This window comes from Shewanella xiamenensis (assembly GCF_014647135.1).
GTDB classification, from domain to species: domain Bacteria; phylum Pseudomonadota; class Gammaproteobacteria; order Enterobacterales; family Shewanellaceae; genus Shewanella; species Shewanella xiamenensis.
In genome coordinates this window covers 1-16,116 of record NZ_BMOP01000042.1, presented here as the reverse complement: position 1 = coordinate 16,116, position 16,116 = coordinate 1, and the positions used below count along the sequence as shown (strand labels likewise).

The window sequence follows — 16,116 nt, the reverse complement described above, 5'->3', positions numbered from 1 at the left end:
AAAGTGGTGGTAAGATCGCCATTCTCAGTCCTCGGCGAGTGGTGGGTTTGTTTGGCGATAGATCAGATCGCTCAAACAGGACTGAGTTCCCTTCCTTTGATCTACTATTTGGAACAGCTATTTAGCTATTGTTAAATAATGGTTTTATTGAAAATAAAAACATTCAGATCCAAAACGTCGAATAACCTCCTAATTCCTTCAACAATTTGCTTTTAACGCCCTACTCTTAGGGCGTTGAAAGCATCTTTGTAGTTTCATTTATCATCAGATACTTAATATTCGATGAGCCTTAGATGATACGCAAAGAATGGTAAATTCAATACGCCACACAGTTCCAAAAACATACTAATTAGATAAAACGTCGACTCGTCTTCATCAGCCTCTACACCCTACTCCTTTGGGAATAATTCAGGCAATTTAATGTGACAGCCGCAGCAAATCCCGACTAAATTAGTCAGGATTTATTGCATCACAATAAAGCTGCAAATAATATGCATGTAAATTATTTGTGCTTTGGAGTGTTGCAATGTCATCAACTAGCTTTTCGTCAGCGTCTCACGTTGAACAACCATCAGCCCCTTTATCGCCATGGCTTGAGCGTAAAGTTGGCGAGTTGGTCGCGGAGGATTTTCGCCGCGCCCATGTGTTTAGCCAATTTGGTATCGATTTCTGCTGTGGCGGTGGTCGAGCACTAATCAGTGCTTGTGAGCGAGCGCAAGCCGATCCAAATAAAGTCGTCGCCGCATTAGAGTACATGACACATTCAGGTGCTAAAGAAGATGAACTTAATCAACTACCACTTGAGCAACTAATTGATTATATTGAGCGTACACACCACCAATATGTCCGCGCTAAAGCACCGTTATTGCTGGAATACTCAGAAAAGATGGTACGCGCCCATGGCGAGCATTATGCCGAAATTGTTCCATTTGCAGGTTGGGTTCGTGCGTTGATAGAAGATTTAATACCGCATTTGATGAAGGAAGAAAATATCCTCTTTCCTGCGATTCGGGCGATGAGTCAAGGCGAGCAAGTGCAGGGTTGTTTTGGTCATATAGGTAACCCTATCAATGCAATGCAACACGAGCACGAAGAAGCAGGATTGATTTTACAAAAGCTACATGAGTTAACCAACGACTTTACGCCTCCCGAATATGCCTGTACTACTTGGCGGGTTTGTTATGCAACGCTCGCAGAATTTGAGGCGGACCTGCATAGGCACATTCATTTAGAAAACAACATTCTCTTCCCTAAGGCGCTGCAACTCGCCTAATAAACAAGATTGATTAACCACCAAGGTCAGCACAACTGCTGGCCTTTGTGATTTTGGCGTGTTACAAAAAGTGGTGTGCCTTGCAAGGATAAGCCGCCATGACATACCCAACATTCGCACTCGATGATATTGCTTCTCTACACGAATCAGCCCAAGTAGAATTTAAACTCGCAAGAGGCCGTGATGGTCAAGGTCAATTACCTGAAGATATTTGGGCAACCTATAGCTCCTTCGCCAACACCTTAGGCGGAGAGATTATTCTTGGGGTACGCGAAGATCGTGGCCATTTCACCATTGAAGGCATCCCTAATCCTCTACCCGTATTACAGGAATTTTGGGAAATCCTCGATGACCCTAGCCGGATAAGCTGTAATATTTTAGCGATTTCTGATGTGCAGCTGATTGAAATTATGAATAAAAAGCTGATAAGGATTCGTGTCCCGCTCGCACCAGAGCACCTAAAGCCAGTATTTATAGGCACCGATGCTTATACAGGTACTTATTTTCGGGTTGGAGATGCCGACATGCATGCCAGCCGGAGACAGGTTACACAAATGCTACGCCGCGCCCATCACTGCAATAAGCTGATAAAGGCGCGGTAGTGCTTTTTCTAAAAACCAGCGATTAAATAGCCACCCATGGCGGCAATTGCCACGCCAGATACGCGCATTAAGCTGCGTTGCCCAGTGACGCGCTGCATGCCTAGCCCTAGCATAACGCCACCTAAATGGATAACCGCAGTACCGAATAAGAAACCAAAGGCGTAAAGAACTGGGCTGGCAAGTTCAGGCATTTCCATGCCGTGGGCATGACCGTGGAAAATCGCAAACACGCCGACAAATGCCATCGCAAATAAGAGCGGTAACTGGCGGTCAAAGGCAATCGCTAACCCAAGCAACAGTACTGACAAAGCAATGCCAATTTCAACAAAGGGCACCGGAATGGCATAAAGCCCCAGTATTCCACCAACCAACATAAAACACACAAAGGCTAAGGGCACAGTCCAAATCGCGCGACCACCGAGCTGCGTACTGAGCATGCCCACACTTAACATGGCAAGGAGATGGTCAAAACCTAAAACGGGATGATTAAAGCCCGCCATAAAACCCCCACCGGAGTGGATTTCGTGCGCCGACGCAGGGGCTATAAACGATAGACTCAAGAGGAGCAACAGACTTAAACGCACCATAGCAGTTCCTTGTTAGTGAGGGCGTAACAACTGAGTTAAACAAATGCTAATACTCTACGGCAAAACGATATGCCAATCCTTGATCCCTATCACTTTAAATAGGCTGCTATTCTTTTAAGGCAATAACATTTCCTGTAATGAATCGAGAGTGGCAATCTCCATATGGGGTAAGAGTGCTGCAATAGGTAACGATGCCACGCGGCCAAAACTTGGGTTGAGCCAGACCGACTGACACCCCGCCAAACGCGCACCGCGAACATCGGCATTCATACTATCGCCAACGTGCAGCAGTTGATCTAAGCCGATATCTAACCTTTCACAGGCCTGTGAAAACATATCTTTAGCAGGCTTCATCCGTATACCACTGCCAGGATGCAGCACAAATTCAAACACATTACTTAAGCCGATACGCTGTGCGTCCACATTACCATTAGTGATGCCAATCAGCCTAAAATGGACCGATAAACGCGTGAGCAGCGCCAAGACGTCGTCTGAAACCTGAAAATGGCTTCGATGAAAATAAAAACAAGCTAAACCTTCCTGCGCGCCACGTTTTGCCTCAGGCTCACTATAACCGAGCAGTAAAAGGCCTTTATGCAGAGTTGCAATTCGCGCCGCCGAGGTGTCATGGGCGAGGGCCGGATTTTGCTGTAGCAACTGCAACTTGAGCAGTCGCCATTGCTGCGGTTGCCAAGCTTGAGTCAGCGGGTAAGCCTGATGCAAAAACTGCATTAACTCAGCTTCGGCATTGAGAATGTGGGGTTCGTTATCGTATAGGGTATCGTCGAGATCGAAGCTAATCGCACGAATATTCTGGGGTCTAAGATAACAACGCATTATTTATCCTGTTGTTTTTTCGCTCTAGGATGGGCGTTATCATACACCTTAGCTAAGTGTTGGAAATCTAAACTGGTATAAATTTGCGTGGTAGACAGGTTTTCGTGGCCTAATAATTCCTGCACCGCCCGTAAATCGGCACTGGATTCCAGCATATGTGTGGCGAAAGAATGGCGCAGCTTATGGGGATGCACCCGCATAGAAAGCGCCTGTTCCTGCCCCCATTTGCTCATGCGCGCCTGAATGCTGCGATGGGATAAACGCTTGCCCTTTTCGGTGACAAATAATGCGTTATCTTCACAGGGAATTCGCCTGCGGCACTCAAGCCAAGCGCCGATGGCTTCTATAGCATAACGCCCCACAGGGACGATGCGCTCTTTGTTGCCTTTGCCTAAGACGCGCACTTCATGCTGGTCGTATTGCACACTGGATAAGTCCAGCGCCGCCAACTCAGCCAAACGCAATCCGCTGGAGTAGAATAGCTCCATAATGGCTTTATCACGCAGGGTCAGTGGGTCATTACCCTCAATTGAGAGCAGATGCGAGATAGAATCGACGTCGATATTCTTAGGTAACGGTTTGGCTTGTTTGGGCGCGCTCAGTCCCTTAGCAGGATTGAGTTCAATCACGCCCAAGCGTAATAAAAACTCTCCCCACTGTTTAATGGCCGACAACCACAATGATAGCGAGCGCGGGCTTAAGCCCTTGCGGTGCAGCTTAGCCAGCACCTGTTGCCAATGTTCACGACCTACATTGAGCAAATCAACGCCCTCGGGCAGTAACGCGCTTCCCCGCTGCAACTCGTACATATAATTGCGAACCGTATGCGCCGATAACTGTCGCTCCGACTGCATATAGGTTTCAAATTGCTGTAAATAGGAGTGACAACGCGCGGGCATATCATTAGCTGGCGAGTTCATATTGGACTCCTCATCAGGGCTTAGAGTTTAGCGAGCATATGTGCCAGCAATCGCCGCAGTTGCTCGAGCAGCATATTGTCCATATCGGGATGAAAATGGGTGGCATCGTGGCTGGCAACTGCAAAAATGACAGAAATATCATCAGCTAGTTTAACTAATGCCACCGAGCCGACCTCACTGCCAAATAAGCGTTTCGCCTCTTGTTGTGTCAGACGACCAAAATAGTAATTCTTGCGTAAACGCTGCGCCCAAATCGCCTTCATCTCAATATCGGCCTCTAACACACTGATAAGACGCACATGGGTAAAATTAAACTGCGCCTTTAAATTATCAGCCAGCACTTCTTTAAGGGATTCTAAGTTAACGCAATTGAGTAGCTTAAAAGACAGTTCAGTATTAAATCGGAATATCTTTTCATTACGCGCCGCCATGGCCAGTAAACTGGTGATTTCTTCTTCGAGCTGCCCAACCCGCAGGCGCAACAACTCTTGACGTCGTTCGACTAAGGAAATCGCACCGCGCTCCAAATGGGGCAAACGCATCGCCAATAACAGCTCGGGATATCGATTAAAAAAGTCTGGGTTATCGAGAAGGTACTCGCGAATAATCAACTCATCGAAGGGAAGATCGGTCTGCGGCATCAAAGGCTCGGTCATAACTGAATTTGTCCATCATAAACGTGCTGCGCTGGGCCCGTCATCCACAGCGGTTTGCCTTCACCTTCCCAATTGATGGTTAAGCTGCCGCCCGGTAAATCCACTTGTACTTGTTGGTCAAGTTTACCTTGAATTTGTCCGACTACCACGGCAGCACAAGCACCTGTGCCGCAGGCTAAAGTCTCAGCCGCACCACGTTCGTAAACTCTAAGCTTGATATGACCCGAGTTCACCACCTGCATAAAACCAACGTTTACCCCGCGCGGGAATCGCTCATGCTTGGTGAGTAACGCACCGATTTCGGCGACATTCGCGCTGGTAACATCTTCCACATCGAGCACGCAATGGGGATTGCCCATGGAGGCCGCACCACACAAAAAGGTTTGTTGCGGCGTTTGCAGCAGATAGGTTTTTTCGGCCTTTTTGGCTTTAAAGGGGATTTGGCTAGGTTCGAGCACGGGCACGCCCATATTCACAGTGACAGTACCATCGCGCTCAAGGCGCAGTGTCATCTTACCCGCAGAGGTACTTACACGAATTTTATTCTTATTCGTCAGCCCCTTATTACGGACAAACCGCGCAAAGCAACGGGCGCCATTGCCGCAGTTTTCGACCTCACCACCGTCGGCATTAAAGATGCGATAATGAAAGTCGAGGTCGGGATCATAGGGTGGCTCAACCAGCAAGAGTTGGTCGAAACCGATGCCAAAGTTACGGTCAGCTAAACGGCGGATCTGCTCAGGCGAAAAGAACACGTTCTGCGTGACACCATCGACCACCATAAAATCGTTGCCAAGTCCGTGCATCTTAGTGAATTGGATCAAGATACTTATCCTTTAAGCCTAGGCGCCGCCATAACTAGCCAAGCGCCTGAATCAATATAATTTTCTAGTTTACGGCAGGAGCTGCTCACCTTGCCAGAGCTGCGCTAATTTTTCTCGCTCACGCACCAAATAAGCCTTATTGCCATCCACCATGACCTCGGCCGCACGCGGACGGGTGTTATAGTTTGAGGCCATGGCAAAACCGTAGGCACCGCTTGAGCGCACAACCAGTAAATCCCCCGCCGCAATCGCGAGTTGTCTGTCCTTACCTAAAAAGTCACCGGTTTCGCACACAGGTCCTACAATATCAAATACTTGCGCCTCTTCATCCCGTGGATTCACCGGAATGATATTTTGCCATGCACTATAGAGTGCGGGCCGAATTAAGTCGTTCATGGCACCATCAACAATCGCAAAACGTTTGTCACTGTTTTCTTTGAGGTACAGCACCTCAGTCACAAAAATCCCCGCATTGGCAGCAATCGCACGGCCCGGTTCGAAAATCAGTTTGAGCTTGCGATGACCTAAACGCTTGAGCAGTGCAGCGGCGTACACATCAGGATGCGGTGGCGTTTCATCATCATAGGTCACCCCTAAACCGCCACCGACATCAAAGTGCTCAATCACTATCCCTTGCTCGGCTAGGCGGTCAATGAGCGATAGCATTCTGTCCATTGCATCGAGAAACGGCTGAATTTCAGTGAGCTGTGAGCCAATATGGCAATCAACCCCTTTTACCTGCAAATGCGGCAGCGCATGAGCGCGAGCAAATACAACTTCGGCCTCATCCATGGCGATACCGAATTTATTTTCTTTAAGACCCGTCGAAATATAAGGATGCGTGCCCGCATCCACATCAGGATTCACCCGCAGCGACACTGGAGCAACTTTACCTAAGCGGCCAGCAACATCGTTAAGTTGTTCAAGCTCAGCGCTCGATTCAACGTTAAAGCAGTAGATACCAAGATTTAATGCCTGCTCCATTTCGGCAACGGTTTTACCCACGCCCGAAAACACCACTTTGGCAGGGTCACCACCGGCTTCAATCACCCGCGCTAACTCGCCGCCCGAGACAATATCAAAACCACTACCTAAACGAGCCAATACGTTCAGTACGGCTAAGTTCGAGTTGGCTTTTACCGCGTAACACACTAAATGTGGATGGTCGGCAACCGCATTATTAAAGGCATGCCAGTGACGTTCGAGCGTTGCACGGGAATAGATATACAGCGGCGTGCCATACTGCTGGGCTAAATCATTGACCCGACAGCCTTCTGCGTACAGGGTATTATCTTGGTAGAGAAAGTGATCCAATGTCCGATTCCTTACTGCGCTTTGTAGTAATTACGCTGATTATTATTGTGTTTTTTCAGTTTCAGCTTGAGACTCCGCGGCTTGTACAGGCGTAGCATCACGCTTAGCTGGCTTATTTTTTTTAGACTGAGTCGCCTCTACTGGAGAGGATTTATACAGGGGGCCTTTTTGACCACAGGCTGTAATGAATAGGCTACCAATCAATAACAATAAAAACAGTCTCATTTTTCTCAACATCTGTGCATCTAGTGACTAATCGTCTTATAATCGCACCCATCTTGACGAAAGCAAAGGACAGAAATGCATGGCCATGACAGATACAGAATTTCACCAGCTCGCCGATGACATGTTCCAAGCGATAGAGACCGCTATCGAAACCGCAATTGATGAACAAGATGCCGATGTGGATATTGATGCCAGTGGTAACGTGTTACAGCTAGAATTTGTCGATGGTTCGAAAATCGTCATCAACAAACAGGAACCTTTGCATGAAATTTGGGTAGCAACGCGTTTCGGTGGCTATCACTTTGGCTATGTAGAGGGAAAATGGCTTGATGGTCGTAATGGCGGCGAGTTTATGCCCTTTGTGCAGGACTCGATTCTACGCCAAAGCGGTATCGAACTCAGCCTCTCCTAAGCCGCGGCTTTATTCCTAAGCGGGAGGTCGCTCCCGCTTAAAACTCCACATTGGCGTTATTGATATCCACCCCAAAGGGCATCACGGTTAGCTCACCCGCCACCCGTACTAAATGGAAAAACTGCGGAATATTAAACCGTGCTTTTGATGCATAAAATTCATCAAAAACATAGTGATGACTCACTTTGTTGACCAATTCGCTCATATCTGAACCAGACTGCACATAATGACTCAGCTGATTTTCCTCATCGAGAATAAACACATCTAAGCTATCGGTGCGTTGCCGCAGAAAGTACTGGATCGCTCCCTTGGCGGCAAAGTTTTGAATGATTTTCGGCATGCTCGAAAAAGGGTCATCCCCCAACTCTGGCCGAGGCAATTGTACTAAATGACTACGAGCAAGTTGCTGATAAAAAGATTTGGCATCACTCAAGTCCTGATAGGCCATCCCCAAAGGATTAAAAAAGATCCCGTAACGGGTATGACTAATCTGCAGCGGCTGCACTAAGGTGCTCGATTGTTGCACCTGTTGGCAGAGTCGCACCGTTTGTTTAAGCAAGTTTTTCACCGCTAACTTAAGTTGTGGCCTGAGCTTTTGCGAACAGCTAATCACATCCATATCCACGGGATGAGTCGCTCGCCTTAGCCCTGGAGTGACAAACGCGAGTGCCTGCAATACTGCGGTTTCGCCCTCAAAACGATGACACTGCCACTCCCCCCAACTATTAAGGCAAATAGCATCGAGGGCGCCGAGCATATTTTCCTGCTTACGACCCAATGAAAACACGTTGGCATTCATGACATCGACCATCATCTCTTGCCCTTGCCAGTGGATGGTAGGATCACAGTCGAGGTTTAGGATAAAAATGAGTTTTCTAAAATGCCAAGGCTGACATAGGTCAAGCTTTGAGACCCGCCAATCATGATCGATAAAATTAAGTAATCGTTTTGAAGCGTCGGTCAACCTTCGGGATTTAATCTTACTCTGGCCAAACTCATACCATTTGGTTTCTGGCGTCGAGACTCCATTTAAGCAAGCCCAAATCATCAGCGCTGACGGGCTTTTCCCTTTGCAAATAGCAGATTCACCTAACAGATTCTGCGGCTTTGGCCCCTGGCGGTAGAGGTAATATTGATTTTCCTTGTTACTGGACACCATGGTTACTTCAGATTCAGCGACCGAGTGGCTCCAGAGCAAATTCAGCTTGGCGATTTGGTCTTCATCTTGGCTAAAGTAAGTATGTAGTTTGCGAGTGAGCATCCCCAACTCTTCAATCCTGAGTCCTTCGTTTAGCTCATGGGTGGAGGCGAAACGCAGCAAGGTTTGATAACTCGCTAGCAGCAATTCATTAAGCTGCTCATTAAACCAATTGAGCTGGCCACTATGCCAATGCTCACAATCATCTAAGGTAGTAATTAAACTGTTGGGCCACTGCCACTCTTGCACCAACTTTTGCATTTTGGCATAGCGCCAATCTTTACCTTGGTCAGACACACTTAAGAACACGCCACATTTTAGATAAAAACAGCGGCGCACAATTTCCAGCCGACGACTATCATTCTGCTTTAATAAATAGGCTTCAATCGCCTCATAAATTGCGTAATAAGCATCGTTAGCAGTAGAAAAATCCCCTGCTAAGGTCTTTTGCCAAAGCCGGTCACACAGTAACTGAGAATGGGGATACTCACTGGCATAAGCCTCAAGCAAAAGTACTTTAATCAACGCTTTATGCGGCTTATTTAAGCCTTTATAAAGCTGCCAAAGCGAGGCACCAAAATATTCGCTTGCCGGTAACTCGTGCACATTACCAAGATATAGCAATTCAGGATTGAGCTTAGCATCAGGCCACCATGCAATAGTTTTACCCGCCAAGCGAATTTGGCTGCGATAAAACTCCTCAAGCAACAGCCAATGCTGCGTACTGCCACTGTGCTCATGAGCCATAGAAGACTGGCAACCGGTACGCTGTGAGATATCACCACAAAATTGCAGTGGATGAACCAAGTAAAAATTCACCTCAAACTGATACTCTGCAAACCAAGCGGTTAGTCGTTCCGTTTTTAATTTAACCAAGGCTAAGTCGTCATCACACAAATCCTCATGATGGACTAGCCACACATCCACATCACTTTTTGCATTCTGACCAAAGCTAGCTGTGCTGCCCATGGCATATATCCCTTCGAAGGCATAACAATCCATGTCATTCGATATAAAAGGCAGCTTAAACACATCACAAGCCTGGGCTTCTATTGAGCCCGCCTTGTAACCATAAATACCGCAAGGCGTATTAGGATCAACGTATCCTGGATACTGAACGCTATTCTGTTGAAGTAAAAAGGGGATCAAACGGAACAAATGCTTTTGCAACGGAGACAACAAGGCTAAGGCCCGTGCAATACGAACCTGATTAAGTCTTTCTGCAATATCAGGAAACTGGCCTTGCTGATCCATCCTAGAACACGACACTTAAGCACAATTGAGAAGTGTGCTCATGTTAACACTTTTGCCAAGCTGAGCAACCAAATGAGATATCCATCACACTTTTATACTATTTAGAACACCGCCGACTTCAAAGAATCGATACGGCTTCCTTACATTCGCGAATAGCCAATGTTAGCATTGGCGCAACTAAGATCTCGGATGGAAACTAGGCATGTCTGAAAACCGCATACGTATCGCTACCCGCAAGAGTCCGCTGGCCATGTGGCAAGCTGAATTTGTTAAAGCAGAATTAGAACGCGTTCACCCAGGTATTGTGGTGGAGCTATTGCCAATGAGCACTAAGGGCGATGTTATCTTAGACACGCCATTAGCGAAAGTTGGTGGTAAAGGCTTGTTTGTGAAAGAACTCGAAGTCGCCATGCTCGAAGACCAAGCCGATATCGCCGTACACTCGATGAAAGACGTGCCAGTAGATTTCCCCGAAGGCTTAGGGCTGGAAGTGATTTGTGAACGCGAAGATCCACGCGATGCCTTTGTGTCTAACCTTTATAAGTCAATCAGTGAGCTGCCACTCGGTGCCACGGTAGGCACCTCAAGCCTACGCCGTCAGTGCCAACTGCGCGCCTCACGCCCAGACCTGATTATCAAAGATCTGCGTGGCAACGTCGGTACTCGCCTCGCGAAACTCGATAACGGCGAATACGATGCGATTATCCTGGCTGCGGCAGGTTTAATTCGCCTGAAATTATCTGAGCGTATTGCCAGCTTTATTTCTGCGGAAGAATCCTTACCCGCAAACGGTCAAGGTGCTGTCGGTATTGAATGCCGCACTAACGATGAACGCGTTAAAGCATTATTGGCACCATTAGAACACTTAGAAACGCGCTACCGAGTTATTGCCGAACGCGCCATGAATACTCGCCTCGAAGGTGGTTGCCAAGTTCCTATTGGCGCCTTTGCCGAAATCGATGGTGATGAGATGACACTGCGCGGCCTCGTTGGTAATCCAGATGGTAGCGAAATCATCGAAGGCGTGATCACAGGTCCAAAGACCGAAGCGACGCAACTCGGTATTGCCCTTGCTGAAGAACTACTGAGCAAAGGCGCTAAAAGCATCCTCGACGCTGTTTACGCCAAAGCCTAAGACGATGAAAGTCTTACTGACGCGCCCCGAGGGGCGCAATCAGTCGATGGTCGATGCCTTGAATGAAAGAGGCATCGAACACTGCGTGACGCCACTGCTCTGCGTTGAGGCCACGCCTCCTCTGCCGCCTGACTCTTCGCATCCCCTAGCCCATGTCGATATGGTTATCTGTATCAGCGCCAATGCAGTCAGCTTTGCTGATGCTGCGTTTAAAGTCGATACAGCCCAAGTTAAAGACTGGCCAAGCGTATCTTATTTCGCCGTAGGTCATGCTACGTGGGAAGCACTGCAAGAGAAGGGAATTGAAGCTCTCGAAGCACCGGATGATTGTCAGCAAACAGAAGGCTTGCTGACATTGCCTGCACTGCAACATATCCAAGGCAAACATATCACTATCATTCGTGGTGTCGGTGGTCGTGAAGCCCTCGCTGAGCAACTGAGTGCCAGAGGCGCGAAGCTGCGCTATTGGGAAGTCTATCAACGCGCTTGCCCACCACTCGATGGCGCCGCGGTTAGCCAACACTGGCGAGACTTAGGGATAGATACTATTGTCGTGACGAGTGGTGAAGTACTGGATAATCTGATTAATCTAGTGCCAAAAGAGTTATTTGCATGGCTGCGCTCATGTCATATCATAGTCCCCAGTAACCGAGTAGAAGCTCAAGCTCATGCCTTTGGTATAACCCAAGTCACCAATGCCAATGCCGCCAACAGCAAAGCCGTGCTAAACGCCCTTAAACTCTAAGCGCTATTTAGCCCGATTTTACTCGAATTTCGGCAGTAGCATGATTTTAAGGACTGTTAAATGGATAACAACAAGCACGACGCCCAAAGCCCAGAGTCACAGGCTATCCCAGTTCTCGCCACATCGGTCAATACCGATGACGCTGCACCACACAACCAAGCTTCTGAGTCACAGGCGAGCAAGCCTGAAGAACAAGAAGTCAAACCTGCCGACACTAAGTCGCAAGCCAGTAAACCCGAATCGACCCAAGCTGCTCGCCAAGTAGTGCAAGTGAATCGTAGCTCATGGGCTATTCGTTTTGGTGTACTACTGGCCTTAGGCTTGACCGTTTGCACCATAGGTGGTGGCTATTTGCTGTATCAACAAATGCAGCAACAGCTTCAACTGCAAGAGACGAAAAATCTAGCCCTGCAAGATCAGTTGCAACAGGCTTTACTCGTCCCAAATCAGCGTCTTGCACAACTTGAGCAACAACAACTCTCAGATGCAAAAACCTTCCAAGAGTTATCTAAGCTTGCCACAGATCAAAACCAGTTACAGGACAGACTAGAGAAACTGGCCCAGCGCAGCCCAACCCACTGGATGGCCTCAGAAGCCGAATATCTAGTAAACATGGCTGGACGTAAGCTTTGGCTCGAAAAAGATCCGCGCACGGCAACCGATTTATTAAAATCCGCGGATGAAACTATTGCCGCGATGAACAACCCCGCATTACTGCCAATCCGTAAGGCATTGGCAAAGGATATTGCGGCGACCACCAATATTAAGAGTGTGGATATTGAAGGTGGCGTATTAGCACTCGATGCCTTAATAGACCAACTTGACAAATTGCCGCTAAATCGTGCCGACGCTGAAGCAAGCACGGCTGAAGATACGACCATTTCCGGCGACCTTAACGATTGGCAAAGTAATCTGAGCAAAACCTGGAAGGCGTTGACTCAAGATTTTATTACTATTCGTCATCGCACCGCCGATGCGCCAGCCCTACTTGCTCCAGAGCAACAATGGTATTTGGTTGAGAATATCCGCCATAAACTGCTGCAATCACAACTGGCACTCTATCGCTATGATAGAGCCGCTTATCATCAATCACTGATGATGGCGCGCCAGTGGATCCAAACCTATTTTGATGTTCAAGCGCATCAAACTAGCGAGGCCATTGCCGAAATCGACAAGTTGGCAACACTCGATCTTGACCCTATTACGCTAAAATCCTTTGCCGCTAAACCGCTGTTATTACAGTTAACCAGCTATGGTGAACTCACCTCTGCAGAGGAACCGCAGCTATGATTAAGGCATTAATATTTCTTGGTATTATACTTTTAGGCCTGTGTATCAGCCCCTGGATTGTTGGCAATACTGGCTATGTGTATATTGCCGCGGGTGATTACCAGCTTGAGACCAGTTTAGTTTTTGGCATCGTCATGTTAATCGTGTTTTATGCGCTATTCCAAGTGCTGGAATGGTTAGTGATCACTGTGATTAATCTGCTGCTTCGTAGCCGTTTTATCCCGCAGCATTGGCGTCGCCGGTCTGCCAAGAAACACACTTTGATGGGCGCACTCGCGATTGCCGAAGAAGATTGGCCTGCGGCAGAACGCGCCATGATTAAAGGGGCCGACAACGGTGAACTGCCAGCATTAAATTTGTTAGCCGCTGCACGTGCTGCTCAACATCAAAATAAAATTGCCGAACGAGATCAATATCTTGCCCGCGCAGAAGCGCAGCCTATGACGGCCAATGCGGTAGCAACCACTCGTACCCGTTATTTACTTAAACAAGGTGAATTAGCCTTAGCCAGAGCCGAGCTCGATAAGTTAGCCCCAACTAGCAAGAGTAAAGCCCCTGTGCTGAAACTCGCCCTCGAGTTATATCGCGCCCAGGAAGATTGGGAAGCGCTTAAGCTATTGCTCCCAATACTGAAGAAACGCCAGATCTTAGAGGATGCAAAGTTAAATACGCTGAATGTTGAAACCCATTGCGCCCTATTAAAAGCAGCGAGTCTAAAAGGGGAAGAAGCCCTAGAACAATGCTGGCAATGGCTTTCACGCGATGAACGTAACCAGTCTGAGTTTTTAGCGATTTATGCCATGGGCTTATGCCGCTTCAATCGTAAAGACCAAGCGCTTAAATTACTCTCGAAAAAGCTACGTAGCTCGCCAGAGTCAGCACTGTTAGAAGTGATACCACAGATCGTCACCGCCCATGACGAAGAGATCCGCAAGCAATTACTCAAGCATGAAATCACCCATGAGAACAATGCTGATTACCAACGGTGTTTAGCGCTACTCTACCAACAAACCCGGGATATGAAAGAAGCTAAAATCCGCTGGCAGAATGTTTGTCGTCTTGCTCCGAGTAAAGGCTCTTGGCTGGCGTTAGCACGTATTCAAGAGCAACTTGGCGAACAAGGTCATGCTAACCAAAGCTATCGTCAGGCAGTAAACCTATAATTTCTATCAACCGCAATCCATTAGGCGGATTGCGGTCCCTCCTCATTCAACCTTGAACATACTTGCCGCACATCATTTATAAAATATTAAACCCGATCTTAAGAATAATTTGTTATTAATATGTTTATTTTGATAGTTAAGAGACACTAAATGCAGTTTCTTTTGCGTTTTAAGATACTACATCTAGTTCTGTCACTTTTAAGTGCTATTTTTTCGCACTCCACCCCTTAAAATCCAGTTATAGCAAGCCATTCCGGCGCGTCAAAAAATTGACTTACACACACGGCCAAGCTAAAATTTAGCCACTTGTATCACAATTCAGCATATTTGTTGAATTTGTGCATCTTCGGATTAACACACTTTGGCTGTTGGGAGCTAATTATGGGATCGATCATTACAACAAAGAAAGGTTTGCTGAAACTTGTTAAAGGGCAAATCGAAGTCGAGGTTAATGGTTCAAATCAACCCGCTAAGGATGGCGAACAACTCCCAAAGGGTGCAGTTCTCCATATCGGCGAAAACGCGACTTATGAAATCACTTTCGATGATGGCACCAAGCTGTCTAATGAAATAGAAGTCAATCCAGCATCTGCTGCGGTTGTTGCCCCAGTAACAGGTGAAGCCACACCTGATGAAATTCAAGCATTACAAGATCTTATTGCTTCAGGTGAAGACCCAACTAAAAATTTACCTGAAACCGCAGCAGGGAATGCACCAGCCAGTGATGGTAACTCTGGCTATGTTAGCCTTGCGCGTGATGGTTCAGAAGCTCTCGCCACATCAGGTTATAGCACTTCTGGACAAACACTAGCCGCATTTGCACCCGACACTCCCGAACAGTCAATTGCCACAGACTCCCCATCCTTGCTTGCTAACGACAGCATTACCGTAGATGAAGACTCTGTTGCATCTGGCAACGTCCTTAGCAATGACAGTGATATTGATAGCACCTTGTCTGTTGTCAGCTTCACCGTAAACGGCAATACCGTGACTGCGGGCACCACTGTTGCCTTAGAAGGCGGCAGTTTAATCATCAATGCCGACGGCTCTTACACCTTCACGCCAAACGCCAACTGGAATGGCCAAGTACCGGTCATCACCTACACCACCAACACTGGCTCAACGGCGACCTTAACCATTAATGTCACCCCAGTGGATGATCCATCAGTCTTGGTTAACGATACCAATACCGTTGCTGAAGATTCCGTTGCCACCGGTAACGTCCTTAGCAATGACAGTGATATTGACAGCACCTTGTCTGTTGTCAGCTTCACCGTAAACGGCAATACCGTGACTGCGGGCACCACCGTTACCTTAGAAGGCGGCAGTTTAACCATCAATGCCGACGGCTCTTACACCTTCACGCCCAACGCCAACTGGAATGGCACAGTACCGATCATCACCTACACCACCAACACTGGCTCAACGGCGACCTTAACCATTAATGTCACCCCAGTGGATGATCCATCAGTCTTGGTTAACGATACCAATACCGTTGCTGAAGACGCTGTGGCATCTGGCAACGTCCTTAGCAATGACAGTGATATTGATAGCACCTTGTCTGTTGTCAGCTTCACCGTAAACGGCAATACCGTGACTGCGGGCACCTCTGTTGCCTTAGAAGGCGGCAGTTTAATCATCAACGCCGACGGCTCTTACACCTTCACGCCAAACGCCAACT

The 16,116-nt window shown here is 47.6% G+C and carries 16 protein-coding genes; 8 read left to right on the top strand and 8 right to left on the bottom strand.

The genetic code is table 11. The features are described 5' to 3' along the window. Positions 1 to 526 precede the first annotated feature (526 nt). Positions 527 to 1,273 (top strand): iron-sulfur cluster repair di-iron protein, encoded by a 747-nt coding sequence (gene ric / locus IEY09_RS19715; RefSeq protein WP_037430220.1) that lies wholly within the window; start codon positions 527 to 529, stop codon positions 1,271 to 1,273. A 98-nt stretch (positions 1,274 to 1,371) separates the two neighbouring features. After that, positions 1,372 to 1,875 carry an AlbA family DNA-binding domain-containing protein gene (locus tag IEY09_RS19710; RefSeq protein ID WP_047537623.1) on the top strand — a complete coding sequence of 168 codons (504 nt, stop codon included), beginning with the start codon at positions 1,372 to 1,374 and terminating at the stop codon, positions 1,873 to 1,875. A gap of 8 nt (positions 1,876 to 1,883) precedes the next feature. Here IEY09_RS19710 and IEY09_RS19705 read toward each other — a convergent pair whose 3' ends face one another. The 7 genes from IEY09_RS19705 to lptM all read right to left on the bottom strand — a co-directional run bounded on the left by IEY09_RS19705 (position 1,884) and on the right by lptM (position 7,250). Continuing rightward, the gene (locus tag IEY09_RS19705) at positions 1,884 to 2,462 is read right to left on the bottom strand and encodes a HupE/UreJ family protein (protein ID WP_144346649.1); all 579 of its coding nucleotides are present in this window, start codon (positions 2,460 to 2,462) and stop codon (positions 1,884 to 1,886) included. A gap of 114 nt (positions 2,463 to 2,576) precedes the next feature. Next, entirely contained in the window at positions 2,577 to 3,299 is a 723-nt protein-coding gene (locus IEY09_RS19700) for an HAD-IA family hydrolase (RefSeq protein ID WP_047537614.1), read from the bottom strand. After that, complete coding sequence (gene xerC, locus IEY09_RS19695; RefSeq protein WP_188872354.1) at positions 3,299 to 4,198, bottom strand: tyrosine recombinase XerC; 900 nt, start codon at positions 4,196 to 4,198, stop codon at positions 3,299 to 3,301. The genes IEY09_RS19700 and xerC overlap by 1 nt, the downstream gene beginning before the upstream one ends. A gap of 41 nt (positions 4,199 to 4,239) precedes the next feature. Further along, entirely contained in the window at positions 4,240 to 4,875 is a 636-nt protein-coding gene (locus tag IEY09_RS19690; protein ID WP_055648797.1) for a DUF484 family protein, read from the bottom strand. Next, positions 4,872 to 5,699, bottom strand: coding sequence for a diaminopimelate epimerase (dapF, locus tag IEY09_RS19685; protein WP_037430212.1), 828 nt, complete (start codon positions 5,697 to 5,699; stop codon positions 4,872 to 4,874). The genes IEY09_RS19690 and dapF overlap by 4 nt, the downstream gene beginning before the upstream one ends. Positions 5,700 to 5,768: 69 nt before the next feature. After that, positions 5,769 to 7,013 (bottom strand): diaminopimelate decarboxylase, encoded by a 1,245-nt coding sequence (gene lysA, locus IEY09_RS19680; RefSeq protein ID WP_188872351.1) that lies wholly within the window; start codon positions 7,011 to 7,013, stop codon positions 5,769 to 5,771. Between the two features lie 42 nt (positions 7,014 to 7,055). Continuing rightward, on the bottom strand, positions 7,056 to 7,250 hold the full coding sequence (gene lptM, locus IEY09_RS19675) for an LPS translocon maturation chaperone LptM (protein ID WP_188872349.1): 195 nt from the start codon (positions 7,248 to 7,250) through the stop codon (positions 7,056 to 7,058). A 67-nt stretch (positions 7,251 to 7,317) separates the two neighbouring features. Here lptM and cyaY point away from each other — a divergent pair, with 67 nt between their 5' ends. Continuing rightward, positions 7,318 to 7,650 carry an iron donor protein CyaY gene (cyaY, locus tag IEY09_RS19670; protein WP_037422994.1) on the top strand — a complete coding sequence of 111 codons (333 nt, stop codon included), beginning with the start codon at positions 7,318 to 7,320 and terminating at the stop codon, positions 7,648 to 7,650. Positions 7,651 to 7,687: 37 nt separating this feature from the next. Here the strand turns inward: cyaY and IEY09_RS19665 are convergent, their stop codons facing one another. After that, on the bottom strand, positions 7,688 to 10,102 hold the full coding sequence (locus IEY09_RS19665; RefSeq protein ID WP_188872347.1) for a class I adenylate cyclase: 2,415 nt from the start codon (positions 10,100 to 10,102) through the stop codon (positions 7,688 to 7,690). Between the two features lie 202 nt (positions 10,103 to 10,304). On the opposite strand from IEY09_RS19665, the gene hemC reads away from it, so the two are divergent. The 5 genes from hemC to IEY09_RS19640 form a co-directional block, all read left to right on the top strand. After that, positions 10,305 to 11,237, top strand: coding sequence for a hydroxymethylbilane synthase (hemC, locus tag IEY09_RS19660; RefSeq protein ID WP_037423000.1), 933 nt, complete (start codon positions 10,305 to 10,307; stop codon positions 11,235 to 11,237). A gap of 4 nt (positions 11,238 to 11,241) precedes the next feature. Beyond that, positions 11,242 to 11,982 (top strand): uroporphyrinogen-III synthase, encoded by a 741-nt coding sequence (locus tag IEY09_RS19655; RefSeq protein WP_144346645.1) that lies wholly within the window; start codon positions 11,242 to 11,244, stop codon positions 11,980 to 11,982. Positions 11,983 to 12,042: 60 nt separating this feature from the next. Next, positions 12,043 to 13,272: a uroporphyrinogen-III C-methyltransferase gene (locus IEY09_RS19650; RefSeq protein ID WP_188872345.1), complete on the top strand. Its 1,230-nt coding sequence runs from the start codon at positions 12,043 to 12,045 to the stop codon at positions 13,270 to 13,272. Beyond that, a complete protein-coding gene (locus IEY09_RS19645) occupies positions 13,269 to 14,435 on the top strand; it encodes a heme biosynthesis HemY N-terminal domain-containing protein (RefSeq protein ID WP_188872343.1) in 1,167 nt (388 codons plus the stop codon). The genes IEY09_RS19650 and IEY09_RS19645 overlap by 4 nt, the downstream gene beginning before the upstream one ends. A 381-nt stretch (positions 14,436 to 14,816) precedes the next feature. Further along, positions 14,817 to 16,116: retention module-containing protein (locus IEY09_RS19640; RefSeq protein ID WP_188872341.1), on the top strand; the 1,300-nt coding region annotated here is incomplete at its 3' end.